This is a genomic window from Fulvimarina pelagi HTCC2506 (assembly GCF_000153705.1).
In the GTDB taxonomy this organism is placed as follows: domain Bacteria; phylum Pseudomonadota; class Alphaproteobacteria; order Rhizobiales; family Rhizobiaceae; genus Fulvimarina; species Fulvimarina pelagi.
Genome location: NZ_DS022272.1, coordinates 2,015,313 through 2,029,788 on the forward strand (window position 1 = coordinate 2,015,313; position 14,476 = coordinate 2,029,788).

13 protein-coding genes are annotated in these 14,476 nt (G+C 61.6%); 7 read left to right on the forward strand and 6 right to left on the reverse strand.

Translation table 11 applies throughout. From position 1 onward, the window contains the following. The first annotated feature begins 24 nt into the window (after positions 1–24). From FP2506_RS09380 to proX, 4 genes are all read left to right on the forward strand, one after another. Positions 25–1,593 (forward strand): GMC family oxidoreductase, encoded by a 1,569-nt coding sequence (locus tag FP2506_RS09380; protein WP_007067222.1) that lies wholly within the window; start codon positions 25–27, stop codon positions 1,591–1,593. Positions 1,594–1,947: 354 nt separating this feature from the next. Further along, positions 1,948–3,168, forward strand: a complete 1,221-nt coding sequence (locus FP2506_RS09385; RefSeq protein ID WP_040489659.1) for a quaternary amine ABC transporter ATP-binding protein — start codon at positions 1,948–1,950, stop codon at positions 3,166–3,168. Positions 3,169–3,243: 75 nt separating this feature from the next. Continuing rightward, a complete protein-coding gene (locus tag FP2506_RS09390) occupies positions 3,244–4,179 on the forward strand; it encodes an ABC transporter permease (protein ID WP_040489064.1) in 936 nt (311 codons plus the stop codon). A 190-nt stretch (positions 4,180–4,369) separates the two neighbouring features. Further along, positions 4,370–5,446, forward strand: a complete 1,077-nt coding sequence (gene proX / locus FP2506_RS09395) for a glycine betaine/L-proline ABC transporter substrate-binding protein ProX (RefSeq protein WP_007067225.1) — start codon at positions 4,370–4,372, stop codon at positions 5,444–5,446. Positions 5,447–5,723: 277 nt separating this feature from the next. Here the strand turns inward: proX and FP2506_RS09405 are convergent, their stop codons facing one another. The 4 genes from FP2506_RS09405 to FP2506_RS09420 form a co-directional block, all read right to left on the reverse strand. Beyond that, positions 5,724–6,713 (reverse strand): L,D-transpeptidase family protein, encoded by a 990-nt coding sequence (locus FP2506_RS09405; RefSeq protein WP_007067227.1) that lies wholly within the window; start codon positions 6,711–6,713, stop codon positions 5,724–5,726. A gap of 340 nt (positions 6,714–7,053) precedes the next feature. Beyond that, positions 7,054–8,007: an acetyl-CoA carboxylase carboxyltransferase subunit alpha gene (locus FP2506_RS09410; RefSeq protein ID WP_007067228.1), complete on the reverse strand. Its 954-nt coding sequence runs from the start codon at positions 8,005–8,007 to the stop codon at positions 7,054–7,056. 94 nt (positions 8,008–8,101) lie between these two features. Next, positions 8,102–9,073, reverse strand: coding sequence for a site-specific tyrosine recombinase XerD (locus FP2506_RS09415; RefSeq protein WP_007067229.1), 972 nt, complete (start codon positions 9,071–9,073; stop codon positions 8,102–8,104). Next, positions 9,070–9,309 carry a hypothetical protein gene (locus FP2506_RS09420; protein ID WP_040489068.1) on the reverse strand — a complete coding sequence of 80 codons (240 nt, stop codon included), beginning with the start codon at positions 9,307–9,309 and terminating at the stop codon, positions 9,070–9,072. Before FP2506_RS09420 ends, FP2506_RS09415 begins: the two co-directional genes overlap by 4 nt. A gap of 226 nt (positions 9,310–9,535) precedes the next feature. On the opposite strand from FP2506_RS09420, the gene FP2506_RS09425 reads away from it, so the two are divergent. From FP2506_RS09425 to FP2506_RS09435, 3 genes are read left to right on the forward strand one after another with little or no spacing between them, the layout of a single operon-like run. After that, positions 9,536–10,117, forward strand: a complete 582-nt coding sequence (locus FP2506_RS09425) for a shikimate kinase (RefSeq protein WP_007067231.1) — start codon at positions 9,536–9,538, stop codon at positions 10,115–10,117. Continuing rightward, on the forward strand, positions 10,114–11,262 hold the full coding sequence (gene aroB, locus FP2506_RS09430) for a 3-dehydroquinate synthase (RefSeq protein WP_007067232.1): 1,149 nt from the start codon (positions 10,114–10,116) through the stop codon (positions 11,260–11,262). Before FP2506_RS09425 ends, aroB begins: the two co-directional genes overlap by 4 nt. Next, the gene (locus tag FP2506_RS09435) at positions 11,259–12,743 is read left to right on the forward strand and encodes an HlyC/CorC family transporter (RefSeq protein ID WP_007067233.1); all 1,485 of its coding nucleotides are present in this window, start codon (positions 11,259–11,261) and stop codon (positions 12,741–12,743) included. The genes aroB and FP2506_RS09435 overlap by 4 nt, the downstream gene beginning before the upstream one ends. Here FP2506_RS09435 and pncB read toward each other — a convergent pair. Beyond that, positions 12,740–14,044, reverse strand: coding sequence for a nicotinate phosphoribosyltransferase (gene pncB, locus FP2506_RS09440; RefSeq protein WP_007067234.1), 1,305 nt, complete (start codon positions 14,042–14,044; stop codon positions 12,740–12,742). The genes FP2506_RS09435 and pncB overlap by 4 nt on opposite strands. 143 nt (positions 14,045–14,187) lie before the next feature. Further along, positions 14,188–14,397 carry a hypothetical protein gene (locus FP2506_RS09445; protein ID WP_007067235.1) on the reverse strand — a complete coding sequence of 70 codons (210 nt, stop codon included), beginning with the start codon at positions 14,395–14,397 and terminating at the stop codon, positions 14,188–14,190. Between the last annotated feature and the right edge of the window lie 79 nt (positions 14,398–14,476).

Consider the following 14,476-nt stretch of genomic DNA (forward strand, 5'->3'; position numbering starts at 1 on the left):
AGAGAGGCTTCGGGAGGAGAAATCATGCCAGCACCTTTTGACCACAACGATTCCAATGTCGTCGTCATCGTCGGCTCGGGCGCCGGCGGCGGCACGCTCGGATCCGAACTCGCGCAGAAGGGGATCGACGTCGTCATCCTTGAAGCCGGCTCGCGTCACGAGACCTGGGACTTCATCAACGACGAATGGGATTCCTTCGGCCAGCTCGCCTGGAAGGACAAGCGGATGACCTCCGGCGATTGGCAGGTCGCCAAGGACTTCCCCAACCTGCCGGCCTGGATCGTAAAATCCGTCGGCGGATCGACGGTCCACTGGGCCGGCGCCTCGCTGCGCTTCCAGGAGCATGAATTCAAGGCGCGGACCAATTACGGCGAGGTGGAGGGCGCAAACCTTCTCGACTGGCCGATCGATCTTGCGGAAATGGAGCCATGGTACGCGAAAGCGGAAGACCGGATGGGCGTGACGCGCACCAACGGCATTCCGGGCCTGCCGGGCAACAACAATTTCAAGGTGCTCGAAGCCGGCGCGAAGAAGATCGGCTACAAGGAAGTCCACACCGGACGCATGGCCATCAATTCGGAACCGCGTGACGACCGGGCCTCCTGCATGCAGATCGGCTTTTGCTTCCAAGGCTGCAAGTCCGGCGCGAAGTGGTCGACCCTCGTCTCGGAAATCCCGAAGGGCGAGGCGACCGGGCGGCTGGAGGTTCGTCCGGACAGCCACGTCATGCGGATCGAGCACGACGACTCCGGCAAGGTCACCGGCGTCGTCTATGCGGATGCGGAAGGCCGCGAGCAGCGCCAGAAGGCCCGCGTCGTCTGCGTTGCCGGCAACTCGATCGAAAGCCCGCGCCTGCTTCTCAACTCGAACTCTTCGATGTTCCCGGACGGTCTCGCCAACTCCTCGGGCCAGGTCGGCCGCAACTACATGCGACACACTACGGGCTCGGTCTACGGGGTGTTCGACAAGCCGGTTCACATGTATCGCGGCACGACGATGGCCGGCATCGTGCAGGACGAGGCCAAGCACGACGACTCGCGCGGCTTCGTCGGTGGATACGAACTGGAGACGCTATCGCTGGGCCTGCCCTTCATGGCGGCCTTCCTCATGCCGGGCGACTGGGGCCGCGACTTCGCCGCCGACATGGAGCAGTATCGCAACATGGCCGGCCTGTGGATCGTCGGCGAGGACATGCCGCGCGAGGACAACCGCATCACGCTCGCGGACGAAACGGACGAATATGGCATGCCGATCCCGAACGTGAATTTCGACGACCACCCGAACGATACGGCGATGCGCGATCACGCCTACAAACAAGGCTCAGCGATCTACGACGCGGTGGGCGCGATGCGGACCATTCACACGCCGCCCTACCCCTCGACGCACAATCTTGGCACGAACCGCATGAGCGAGCGGCCGGAGGACGGCGTTGTCAACCGCTTCGGACAGGCGCACGATGTGCCGAACCTCTTCGTTTCGGACGGCTCGCAGTTCACGACTGGTGCTGCCGAGAACCCGACCCTTACGATCGTTTCGTTGGCGCTACGCCAAGCCGATCATATCGCGAACCGGATGGGCAAGGGCGAGCTCTGATTCGGGCTTTTACTTTAAGGAAGGAGGCCCTCGTCGATCGGCGAGGGCCTTTTCGCATGCTGGGACTAACGAGTCATGGCTCGTCCCCAAGGAATGAACATCGGCGTATAATTACCGACGCTTCTGCACACGAAACGCGCTCCTCGAGCTCCGCAAACCGAGGCAACTTCAGTCTTGCACCCCCCGCGAAATCTGTAAAACGCCTCGCGGTATTCTGACGGAGGTCTTTTTTACACCAAGTTGATTTTCGCCCGCAGTCGGCCGGAAACCTCACATTTTGACTTTTGCAGTGCCGAATGGAGGGTGCTACGCTCGCGCGAAAGCACAATCACTCTCTTCTAACGGCGCATGGCCATGGCGACTAAGCTCAGCATCAAAGCTCTCTATAAAATCTTCGGTGAACGCGGCGACGAGGCGATGCGCCTGATCGAAAGCGGCAAGACGAAGGACGAGATCCTCGCAGAGACCGGCGCGACCGTGGGTGTCAACGATGTCAGCGTCGACATCGAGGAAGGCGAGATCTTCGTCGTGATGGGGCTTTCGGGATCGGGCAAGTCGACCCTGATCAGAATGCTCAACGGCCTCATCGCGCCGACCTCCGGGACGATCACTATCGACGGCGACGACATCGCCCATTGCAGCGACGAGAAGATTCGCGAGATCCGTCGTCAGAAGATCTCGATGGTTTTTCAGCACTTCGCCCTGTTCCCCCATAAGACGATCCTCGAAAACGCGGCCTTCGGGCTGAAGATCAAGGGCGTGGGCGTTGCGGAGCGGAACGAGCGGGCACGCAAGTCTCTGGCCCAGGTCGGGCTCGAACAATACGCCGACAGCTATCCCGAACAGCTCTCGGGCGGCATGCAGCAGCGTGTCGGCCTTGCCCGTGGTCTCGCTGCGGAACCGCAGGTCCTCCTGATGGACGAACCCTTCGGCGCGCTCGATCCGCTGATCCGCCGGGACATGCAGGAGGAGCTCCTCGAACTGCAGCGCTCGCTCGGCAAGACCATCGTCTTCATCACCCACGACCTCAACGAGGCGCTCATCCTCGGCGACAAGATTGCGATCATGAAGGGCGGCCGCTTCGTGCAGGTCGGTACGGCCGAAGAGATCGTGGGCAGCCCAGCCGACGCCTATGTCGAGGCCTTCACCAAAGATATCGACCGCTCTCGCGTCTTCCCGGCCCAGCGTGTCGCAAAGCCGGCGGAGGCGCTGCAGAAGGCCGATCTCGTCGCTCCGTCTGCGTTGTCCGCAATGGAGCGTCTCGGCCGCGATGCGATCTACGTCGTAGAGAACGGCAAACCGGTGGGCGTGCTACGCTACCGGGATGCCCAGGGCGCGCTCCAGAACGCAGGCGGCGACTGCTTGTCGGCGCTGGTGACGAGCTTCCCGAAGGCCGATCGCAAGAAACCGATCTTCGAACTCTACCCGCTTGCTCGCAAAGGCCTGCCGATCGCGATCGTCGACGATGCGGACCAACTGATCGGGGTGGTCGAACCGGAGACCATCTTCGCCGAACTCGCTGGCGACGACGAAACGGTGGAAGAAGAGGCCGCGCTCAAGACCGCGGCCGAGTGACGCAAGTTTGACATTCCGACTGGCGCACTGACGGCCGGACGGCCCGGCGCCCGAACCCGCACCTGGTGACCCATAATGTACAGTCCCGCAGACATGCTCGAGATTCCCTTCGCCGACTGGGTCGACGACTTCGTTCGCGGCTTTCTAGTGCCGACCTTCAGGCCGGTGTTCCGCGCCATGCAGGAGCCCGTCGACTTCCTCATGCAGAATCTAGACGCATTCCTGAACGCGGTGCCCTGGCTGATCTTCGCTGCCGTCCTCGGCTTGATCGCCTGGCGCACCGCAGGTCGTGGTATGGCGATCTTCACGGTCCTCGCGCTCGCCTTCATCGACATGATCGGCCTGTGGTCGGAGACGATGACGACGCTCTCGATGATCATCACCGCGGTGGTCTTCTGTATCGTCCTCGGCGTGCCGCTCGGGATCGCTGCGGCGCGCAGCGACAAGTTCCTGTCGATCCTGAGGCCGATCCTCGACATCATGCAGACGATCCCGAGCTTCGTCTATCTCGTGCCGATCGTGATGCTCTTCGGCGTCGGCACGGTGCCGGGCGTCATCGCGACCATCATCTTCGCGCTTCCGCCGATCATCCGCCTCACCAATCTCGGCATTCGCAATGTCCGTGGCGATCTCATCGAAGCGGCCAAAGCGTTCGGTTCGACGCCGCGGCAGATCCTCTGGGAGGTGCAACTGCCGCTCGCGTTGCGCACCATCATGGCCGGTCTCAACCAGACCCTGATGCTCGCCCTCTCGATGGTCGTCATCGCGGCTCTGATCGGCGCGGGCGGGCTCGGGCTGACGGTGAACACCGGACTCGGACGCCTTGCGGTTGGGACGGCGACGGCCGGAGGCGTCGGCATCGTGCTCCTCGCCATCATTCTCGATCGCATCACACAGGGTCTCGGCGAGGCCAAGAAGCGGACAGACGAGTCGAAGTCGGTCAAAGGCACTGTCAGCCGACTGCTCAAGCCGATCTTCGGCGGAAGCCGTTCGACCGAGCCGGCGGAATAACCCCGATTCTCGAACGCCGCGCCGTGATTGCAGCGGCGTTCCGATATCGAGCCTCGCGCTAGATCATAAAGTGCGCGGTTTGACAGGGATGTGCCCGAGTTGCGAGACTCCGGCACGAAATAGGTGCGGCAATCCAAGTGGATCGCCACATCCTGCCAATAAGAACCAATCATAGGGAGTTTGAATACGAATGATGCATAAGTCCACGAAGGCTCTTCTCGTCGGCGCGACGGCACTGTCCATGGCTTTTGTCGGCACCTTGCCGGCCGCCGCTCAGGACGGAGCCTCGATGCCGGGTGAAGGCACCACCGTCACCATGGCCCGCCCAACTTGGGACACCGGCTGGTTCTCCACCGAAATCTATCGCCAGCTCCTGCAGGAACTCGGCTACGAAGTCGGCCAGCCGACGACGCTCGATGCGCCGGCTTTCTATCAGGCCGTCAGCCAGGGCGACGTGACCGGTTGGGTCGAGGGCTGGTTCCCGCTGCACAACACGTATGAAAGCACGTTCAGCAACGGCGCCGAGCAGATCGGCTATGTCGCTCGCGGCGGAGCCCTGCAGGGTTACCTCGTCGACAAAAAGTCGGCCGACGAACTCGGAATTACCCAGATCACCGACTTCACCAAGGATGAAGTCAAACAGGCATTCGACCGCAATGGCGACGGCAAGGCCGATCTCGTTGCGTGTCCTCCGGGCTGGGGCTGTGAGGAGACCATCACCTTCCAGCTGGACGCCTTCGAGCTGAACGATCACGTCAACGCCATCCAGGCGAACTATTCCGCCGCCATGGCCGACGCGATCGCTGCCTATCAGCAGGGCAACCCGATCTTCTTTTACACCTGGACGCCGAACTGGACCGTCAACGAGCTCTCTCCGGGTGAAGACGTCGTCTGGATCCAGACCCCTGAAGTTCGTCTGCCGGAAGAGCAGATGAACCTCGCCGACGCTGCGACTGTCGAGGGCGTCGAGGGCTGCGTTGCCGATCCCTGCGAAATGGGCTGGCCGGCCAACGACATTCGGCCTGTCGTCAACTCGGAGTTTCTTGAAGCCAATCCCGCCGCACGCGTGATCTTCGAGAATGCCTCTATCCCGCTGAAAGACATTTTCGCGCAGAACGCCGAGATGAACAACGGAGCCGACAGCGAAGAGGACATCGTCCAGCAGGCTTCGACCTGGATCGAGAACAATCAGGAGACGGTCGATCAGTGGCTGTCCGATGCCCGCTCCGCCGCTGAAGGTGGTTCGGAAGGCGAAGCTGCCAACTAAGCATCTATCGGTAAAGGCCGTACGTCGCGGCCGGCGCTGATGAAGGGGCGGGTCCGATCGGGCCCGCCTTTTTCGTTCGCGGCAAGGGAGTGCGTTCGATCCCTCCCTGTAGCGATCGCAATGGACTTAGCGGCGCTCGTTATGAGCGCGAGACTTCTTGAGCGGATCGTGGGAAACGCGGCACCGACACGGCGCTTCCTGTGCGCGTCGAAGGTCGCGATCATGCTCACATTGGAAGGGCTGCGACGCTATCCGCTTCGGGCCTTTCTGTTACCGTTTACCGGTTGAGGAAGCCGGAAATTCCACCGCTGCCGCCGATGCGGTTGCCGTTGCGGTCATAGCCAGGCCGGCGATGTTGCTCGGCGGCGTAGGCCTTTTCGCTGATCGGCTGGCCGGTCCTATAGCTGAAGGAGGATTGGGTCGCGAATTCGCTCGCGCTCATGCGCGACTTCAGTTCCTCGACCTTCACTTGATCCTGCATATGCTTGGAGATCACGAGGTCCGGAACGTTCGTCTGTGGACAGGGGCCCGTAGGCGAGAGCTGCGCGATCGTCTCGGCCGACTGGTCGAAGATGTAGCGGCGGTCGCAGACCCCTACATGCGGCGGCTTGCGGGTCTGCTCGAAATAGTCCGAACCCTTCTTCAGCATCGTCCAGAATGCGTAATGTTCCGAATTGCTGTGACGCGCCATGTTCTGCGGCGTCATGCGGAAGGGATAGGCCTGGATCTGGAAGTTTCGCTGTCCGCCCTCGAAGGAGTGGCGCGCGAGGCCGTAGATTTCCTGCACCTGCACGTCGTCCATCGCGTAGCAGCCGGAGGAGTTGCACGAACCGTGGATCATCAGATGGCTGCCGGTGCGGCCGTTCGCCCGATCATAGGTGTTCGGGTAACCCATGTTGATCGCGAGATGATAGCTGGAATTCGGGTTCAACTGGGTCGGATTGACGTTGTAGAAGCCTTCGGGAGCCTGGCGATCGCCTTCAGCGAATTTCGGCCCGAGCTTCCCGGACCAGGCGCAGATCGGATAGGTCTTGAGGTGCGCGTAGGTCCCATCCGTACGCTGCTTCCAGACCTCGAGTTCCGATTCTTCCTTGAAGAGGCGCACCAGCATCGGCGAATTGACGCCCATGCTGTTCGCCCGTATCTGCGCGACGAGTGCGGCCGGTAACGGCGCTTCCGCGGGCAACAGATCGGCGTATTTGCAACTGGTTGCTGTGAACAGCGCGGTAGCCAGGAAAGCTCCGGTCAAGAGGCGGCGGACAATCATGATCCCGTGGCTTCCCCCAATTGAGGAGCGCGGGACGACCATCCCCATAGCCGGACCCCGCGCTCTGTCTTATCCGCGACCCGGGGCGGCGTGCCCGGCGGATCGCATCACGCGGGAAGCTTGAGCCGAATGCCGAACCTTCGCGCGTTTCCCCTCATCCTCGTAGAAGCAAATTAAGGTGTCGTTAAACAGCCCTATTTTGCTTCGGCCTGCTCACTCGCCGCAAGCGCGACGGGGGCGAGCCCAGCCGAGTGTCAGATGGTCGCATAACAGCGGCGAGATTTAGGCAGAATAACCCGACGGAAGACAACTGCGCTGCGTTGCGGCAGGGCAACAACGACTAAAGATTGCGACCGATCGATAGAAACTTTTCCCGTCGCTGAGTCTTCAAGGTCGCACCATCGAGGCCGGACAGTTCCGAAAAGCCCGCACGGACGTGACTTGCGGCGGCTTCGATCGCACTGTCCGGATCGCGATGGGCGCCGCCGATCGGCTCTTCCACAATCGCGTCGATGATCCCGAACTCCTTAAGATCCTGCGCCGTAATTTTCATTGCCTGTGCAACATCTCTGGCGCGGGTCGCGTCACGCCAGAGAATCGATGCGCCTGCTTCGGGCGAAATCACCGAATAGATTGCGTGTTCGAGCATGTAGACCCGATTCGCCGTGGCGATGGCGATGGCCCCGCCGGAGCCGCCCTCGCCGAGGACCACCGATACGAGCGGCACGGTGAGATTGAGACAGGTCTCGATCGAGCGGGCGATAGCCTCGGCCTGACCGCGCTCTTCTGCACCAATGCCAGGATAGGCGCCGGCTGTATCGACAAGCGTGACAACCGGGATATCAAACCGGGCGGCCAGCTCCATTACGCGGACGGCCTTGCGGTAGCCCTCGGGCCGCGCCATGCCGAAATTGTGCTTCAGCCGCGTCTGGGTGTCGTTGCCTTTCTCCTGACCGATCACCGCGACGGACTGGCCGTCGAACCGGCCAAAGCCGGCGATCATCGCGTAATCCTCGGCGTAGTAGCGGTCGCCGGCAAGCGGCGTGAAGTCGGTGATCAAACGCTTGATGTAGTCGTTACAGTGCGGCCGGTCCGGATGGCGCGCGACCTGCGTCTTCTGCCAGGGGGTCAGCTTCTGATAGAGGCTGGCGAGCGCGTCCCGGGAGCGCGTCTCCAACCGGTCGATCTCTTCGTGCACATCGACTGCACCGTCCTCGGCCTCGATCTTCCTGAGTTCGAGAATCTGTCCCTCGAGGTCGGCGACTGGTCGTTCGAAATCCAGGTAGTTGTACATTCGTTTCCGTTTCTCGCCCGAGAACTCCTCACGCCTCGCCGGCTGCTTCGGTAACGTCAAGGGGATCCATGGAGTTCGATTTGCGCGTCTGTTATCAGGGCCCGCGCCCTACCGAAAGGGGATGATGCTCGGTGACGAGCTTGTGCAGACGCTCTTCCAGCACGTGAGTATAGATCTGGGTCGTCGAAATATCGGCATGGCCAAGAAGCTCTTGAACGGCGCGCAGATCGGCGCCGTTCTGCAGGAGATGGCTCGCAAAGGCATGCCGCAGAACGTGCGGCGAGATTTTGGCGGCGGATATGCCGGTGCGCGCGGCAAGACCCTTCAACTCGCGCGCAAAGACCTGGCGGCTGAGATGGCCGCTCTCGGAATCGGCGGGGAAGAGCCAAGGCCCTTCGTTGTTCAAACCAGCCGCCTTTAGCGCCTGACCATAGGCGTCGAGCGACTCACGGGCCGCCGCGCCGATCGGCACCAGACGCTCCTTGTTGCCTTTACCGAGAACTGTGATCGTACGCGCCCGGTTGACGAGCATGCTCTTCGGCAAAGAAACGAGTTCCGATACACGGAGACCGGTGGCGTAGAGAAGTTCGACGAGGACGCGGAGACGGATCGCGCGGACGCGCGAAGACGGCGAGAGCTCGGCGTCGTTCGTTTCGGCCTCAGCAAGATCCAGAAGCCGGTCGACCTCGTCTTCGCTCATGACCTTCGGCAGGGGTCGCTTCTTGCGGGCGCCCTCGATCGGACTTGTCGGATCGTCGGTCCGCCGACCTTCGGTATAGAGAAAGCGATAGAGCTGGCGGAGCGCCGACAGCCGCCGAGAGCGTGTCGACTCAGACAGCCCTTCGGCGGAAAGCGAAGTGAGATAGGCGCGGATCGCATCGCTGTCCGCCCGCATCAGGCCACCATGGGGTTTCAGGAAGCTGCGCGCGGCGTCTAGATCGCGGGCATAGGCCTGGAGCGTGTTGTCGGCGGCTCCGCGCTCCACGGCCATCATCTCCAGAAAGGCCTCGATCACCGCACCATCGCCAGGTCCGATGCTCGAACCACCATCCTGTGGCGCGTTCATCGAGCGCTCTCAGCGGCGGCTTCGGCGCCGCCAGTCGCTTCCGCCGCTTCGTCCGGAGCCGGTGGGGCAGGCTCAGACTCCGGCTCCGGCTCGACAGGCGTCAGCGGCGGCAAGGGGACTTCGATCGTGAGTTCACTGCGCGTCGGCTCTACGAAGTAGACGAGCGCAGCCATGATGCCGTAGATGATGCCGGCAATGATCGCGAGGATCGTGAGGAGACGGAAAAGGGTCGGCATCGCGGCGTTCGGCGGATTTCGTGATGCGGCCTCTGGGGAAAAGGCGTCTTCGCGAAAAGGGCGGCGGTTCTTGGAAAGGCTTTTATCTTGGCGCGCCGATATTGCAAAGCAAAACTCGGCGCAATCCCTTTTGTTGGCGTAGTTTTCGAGGGACGACTCGCCTGAAAGGCCGGCCCGACAACGCGGCCCTCGGCAACTTGCGACGAGTGAGGAAAGACGCAACTTAATGACATCGACCACGGCAGCGCTCGATTATTCGGATGTCCGGGAGAAACTCCAGGACCGATCGGTCGCGCTCGTCGGTCTGATGGGAGCAGGCAAGACAACCGTTGGGCGCAGACTTGCAGCACTCCTTGGACTTCCTTTTTCCGACAGCGACCAGGAGATCGAACAGGTCTCGCGGATGTCGATCCCGGAGCTTTTCGAAGCCTATGGCGAACCCGAATTCAGGGCACTCGAAGCCCGCGTCGTCTCACGGCTCGTGCAGGAGGGACCGCGCGTCTTGGGCACCGGCGGCGGCGCCTACCTCAATCCGGAGACCCGGAGTCATCTTAAAGATCACGCTGTGACCCTCTGGCTGAAGGCCGACCTCGACACGCTGATGGCGCGTGTCATGAAGCGCAACAATCGTCCTCTCCTGAAGACCGGCGATCCGCGTAAGATCATGTCGAAACTGATGGGCGAGCGCTATCCGGTTTACGGCAGTGCGGACATCATCATCCAATCGCGCGACGTAAAGCGCGAGGTCATCGCGGCCGAGGCGGCAGAGGCGATTCGAGCCTATCTGTGCAGGAGAGATCCATCGTGAATGCGGAGCGAAACGAGGGCGAATCTGCGCCCCGTGGACCGAAGACGATCACTGTCCCACTTGGCGAGCGATCCTACGACATCGTCATCGGGCCGGGCTTGATCGACGAAGCGGGAACGCGGATCAAGAACGTGCTGCCGCACGCACGGGTCGCGATCGTGACCGACGAGAACGTTGCGAGGCTGCATCTCGACAGGCTTCGTATAGCGCTGGATTCGGAAGGGATTGACCACAACGCGATCGTGCTACCGGCTGGCGAAAAGACAAAATCCTACGGCAGTCTCGAACAGGTGGTCGAAGCAATTATCGAGGGCCGGTTCGAGCGTGGCGACATCGTTCTCGCGTTCGGTGGCGGCGTCATCGGCGACGTCGCAGGTTTTGCCAGCGCGATTGTCCGGCGCGGCATGGCGCTCGTGCAGATGCCCACAAGTCTTCTCGCCCAGGTCGATTCCTCTGTAGGCGGCAAGACCGGCATCAATTCGCCTCAGGGCAAGAACCTCGTGGGCGCGTTCCACCAGCCGAGCCTGGTCCTCGCCGATACCGCCCTCCTCGATACGCTATTGCCGCGGGAATTTGCAGCCGGCTACGCGGAAGTTGTGAAATATGGACTGATCGACCGGCCGGACTTCTTCGAGTGGCTGGACGAGAACCACCGCGAGATCTTCGCTGGCGGAACCGCGCGTATCGACGCGATCGCTGCCGCCTGCGAAGCCAAGGCCGAAGTGGTCGCGCGTGACGAGATGGAGGAAGCCTCTCGCGCGTTGCTCAATCTCGGCCACACCTTCGGCCATGCATTGGAGAAGGTCTGCCGATACGACGCGGCCCGGCTCGTCCATGGCGAGGGCGTCGCGATCGGCGTCTGCCTTGCCCACCGTTTCTGTGCTCATCTCGGCCTTGCCCCGGATGAGGATGCGCGGCGTATCGAGATTCATCTTTCGGCTGTCGGCCTGCCGACCCGCATCCAAGACATTCCCGGCGAAGAGCCGAAAGTCGATGATCTGCTAGATGCCATCGCCCAAGACAAGAAGGTCTCTCGCGGCGCGCTTACCTTCATTCTTACCCGAGGCATCGGCAAAGCCTATGTCGAGAACGGCGTCGATCCTCAAACGGTCCGTGGCTTTCTGGAACAGGAGCTTTCGCAATGACGCTGGCGCTTGGGGTCCTGATCTTCTTTATCGTTCTCCTGATCTGCTGTTCTGCCTTTTTCTCGGGCTCGGAGACCGCCCTCACCGCAGTCTCGCGGGCGCGGCTCATGAGCTATGAACGGAACGGAGACAAGCGGGCGACGATCGTCCAGAAGCTGGTCGAGAAGAACGACCGTCTTATCGGCGCGCTCCTCATCGGCAACAATCTCGTCAACATCCTAGCCTCCTCGCTGGCGACGACCGCCTTTCTCGGTATCTTCGGCCAGTCGGGCGTCGTCTACGCGACGGTCGCGATGACCATCCTCGTCGTCATCTTCGCGGAGGTGCTGCCGAAATCAGCGGCGATCGCCTCGCCGGACGGCTTTGCTCTAAAGGTCGCGCGGGCGGTCTCGATCGTCGTCGCGACGCTCGGTCCCCTCACCCGCATCGTCAACTGGATCGTCCGCAAGCTGCTGTTTCTTCTGGGCGCCGGCCGCGATTCCTCAGCTTCGCTGCTGACCGCCCACGAAGAGTTGCGCGGCGCTGTCGAGGTACTCCACCGCGAGGGCTCGCTGGTGAACGCCGACCGGAATCGGCTGGGTGGATTGCTCGATCTGCATGAACTCGAAGTTTCCGACGTCATGGTCCACCGTACCGGCATGCGGCAGGTCAACGCCGAGGATCCGCCGGCCGAGATCGTCAAGCAGATCCTCGAAAGCCCCTATACGCGCATGCCTATCTGGCGCGGGCACTACGACAACATCGTCGGCATCGTGCATGCCAAAGATCTGCTTCGGGCGCTCCACGACGTGGAAAACGATCCAGGAAAGATCGACATTCTCAAGGTCTGTACCAGCCCGTGGTTCGTTCCGGAGACGACGACACTGCAGGACCAGCTCAATGCGTTTCTGCGTCGCAAGACCCACTTCGCCATCGTCGTCGACGAATATGGCGAGGTCGAAGGGCTCATCACGCTGGAAGACATTCTGGAAGAGATCGTCGGCAATATCGCCGATGAGCATGATCTGGAGATGCAGGGCGTCACGACCGAGGCCGATGGCTCAGTCGTGGTCGACGGCCAAGTGCCGATCCGCGATCTCAACCGCGCCCTCGACTGGAATCTGCCGGACGAGGAGGCTGTAACGATCGCCGGCCTCGTCATCCACGAGACGGGCACAATTCCCGAGGAACGTCAGGCTTTCACCTTTTTCCAGAAGCGTTTTACGGTGCTTAAACGCGACAAGAACCGCATCGCCAAGCTCCGCATCCGCCCGGCTCAAGTGCTCGTGCCTCCGAAGAAAGGCGCACTCGCCGCGCTCGCTGTCGGCGCGGCGCAGTCGCCCGAACAAAGCAAACTCGAAGAGGCCGACATGTTCGAAGCCGACAGCTTCGACGATGCGGATGACGAGGCAGCAGCGAACGCGCCTGAAGAGGCTAGGCACGAGGCAGACGTGGAGCGCGATCGCCGCTCAGACGTGCCCAGGGAACGCGGCGGCGATTAGACCGCGACTTTGCGCTCGCCGTATTCCGGCTCGCCGAAAATCTTCAAGTAACGCTCGACTTCGCGCGGATCGCCAGTCGCTTTCGCCGCATTGTCCGAGAGCTTTACGGCAGGGTGTCCGTTGGCGCTGACGACCTTGCAAACGAGCGAGATGGCTTCGAGACCGTCGACTGGTTCCGGCGCGACGCCGCGGAAGTCGTTGGTGAGATTCGTGCCCCATCCGAAGCTCATGCGAACACGCCCGTGGAAATGGCGATAGACCTCTTCGATGGTATCGGAGTCGAGACCGTCGGAAAAGACGAGCAAGCGTTCTTTCGGGTCGACCCCCCTTCTCGCCCACCATGCGATGATCTCTTCCCCGCCAGCGATCGGCGGGGCGGAGTCCGGGCGGAAGCCAGTCCAACGGGCCAACCAGTGCGGCGCATCCTTCAGGAAACTGCCCGTCCCGAAGGTATCGGGGAGGACGATTAGAAGATTACCGCCGTAATAGCTCTGCCAGTCCTCCAGAACCTTATAAGGCGCAGCACGGAGTTCGGTCTCGCTCTGGGCAAGAGCGGCGAGGACCATCGGCAGTTCGTGCGCGTTGGTACCGATCGCTTCGAGATCGGTCTCCATGGCCAGGAGCACGTTGGAAGAGCCAATCAACCTGTTGCCAAGGCCCTCTTTCAAAGCTTCGACGCACCAGCGCTGCCAAAGGAAGGAATGCCGGCGCCTCGTACCGAAATCGGAGATCTTGAGGTCCGACAGAGCCTTCAGCCGCTCCACCTTTTCCCACATTTTGGTTTTTGCGCGGGCATAGGCGATATCGAGCTCGAAGCGCTCGAAATCGCGCAAGGCGGCGCGGGAACGCAGTTCGTTGACAATGGCGAGCGCCGGGATCTCCCACATCATCGTGTGTTTCCAACGACCTTCAAAGGTTAGCTCGAACTGTCCGTCGACTGTTCGTAACTCATAGGGAGGCAGTTGGAAGCCGGCGAGCCATTCGAGATAGTCCGGCCGGAAGATTTGGCTGTTGCCGTAGAAAGTGTTGCCGGCGAGCCAGATCATCTCGCGCTTGGTAAATTTCAGCGTGCGCGCATAGTCGAGTTGCGCTCGCAATTCAGCCTCGTCGATCTCGACAGCGAGCTTGACCGACTTCGTCCGGTTGATCAACTTGAAGGTAGCGTCGACGTCCGAATAGAGGCCGAAAACCATCTGCTGCATCAGGAGCTTGTAAAAGTCCGTGTCGAGCAGCGAGCGGACTATCGGATCAAGCTTGAAGGTGTGATTCCAAACCCGCGTCGCGATGTCGGTGGCCACCATGATCGAACGATCCTGCTTTGGCGTCTTCGGCGCGGCGTGAACGATCGATGTCGCACACGTCGGTCAACCCGCAATAGGTGATGGTACGGGAGAAGGCTAGACTGGCGGTCCGGACAGGTTCGCAGCTTAGCGAACGAAGCCGGTCACTTGCTCGGTTTGCGCTGGCTTTCGAGACGCTCGGCGACGCGCTTAAGGCTCTTCATCGACTGGGAAACATTGGCGCAGTCGTGGACCGCCGTCTTGAGGGCCTGTTCGTCGACCGGCTTGCCGGAATCGAGTTCATGAAGGAACTCGCAGATCCCCTCGACACGTTCGCTCACAGAGTCGATCGCGCTATCGATCCCCTTCGCCATCTGCCGCCCCCGAACCCCAAAACCCTCATACCGCATTATGCGAAGGAGCGTGCGAAACGCTAGAGCAATTCCGCATCAG

Bases quoted from the DNA above. Each gene is read 5' to 3' on its own strand.
- FP2506_RS09390 (WP_040489064.1), top strand. From the start codon at position 3,244: ATGTACAGTCCCGCAGACATGCTCGAGATTCCCTTCGCCGACTGGGTC.
- FP2506_RS09415 (WP_007067229.1), bottom strand. From the start codon at position 9,073: ATGAACGCGCCACAGGATGGTGGTTCGAGCATCGGACCTGGCGATGGT.
- FP2506_RS09425 (WP_007067231.1), top strand. From the start codon at position 9,536: ATGACATCGACCACGGCAGCGCTCGATTATTCGGATGTCCGGGAGAAA.
- FP2506_RS09380 (WP_007067222.1), top strand. From the start codon at position 25: ATGCCAGCACCTTTTGACCACAACGATTCCAATGTCGTCGTCATCGTC.
- proX (WP_007067225.1), top strand. From the start codon at position 4,370: ATGATGCATAAGTCCACGAAGGCTCTTCTCGTCGGCGCGACGGCACTG.
- FP2506_RS09435 (WP_007067233.1), top strand. From the start codon at position 11,259: ATGACGCTGGCGCTTGGGGTCCTGATCTTCTTTATCGTTCTCCTGATC.
- FP2506_RS09410 (WP_007067228.1), bottom strand. From the start codon at position 8,007: ATGTACAACTACCTGGATTTCGAACGACCAGTCGCCGACCTCGAGGGA.
- FP2506_RS09405 (WP_007067227.1), bottom strand. From the start codon at position 6,713: ATGATTGTCCGCCGCCTCTTGACCGGAGCTTTCCTGGCTACCGCGCTG.
- pncB (WP_007067234.1), bottom strand. From the start codon at position 14,044: ATGGTGGCCACCGACATCGCGACGCGGGTTTGGAATCACACCTTCAAG.
- FP2506_RS09445 (WP_007067235.1), bottom strand. From the start codon at position 14,397: ATGGCGAAGGGGATCGATAGCGCGATCGACTCTGTGAGCGAACGTGTC.
- FP2506_RS09420 (WP_040489068.1), bottom strand. From the start codon at position 9,309: ATGCCGACCCTTTTCCGTCTCCTCACGATCCTCGCGATCATTGCCGGC.
- FP2506_RS09385 (WP_040489659.1), top strand. From the start codon at position 1,948: ATGGCGACTAAGCTCAGCATCAAAGCTCTCTATAAAATCTTCGGTGAA.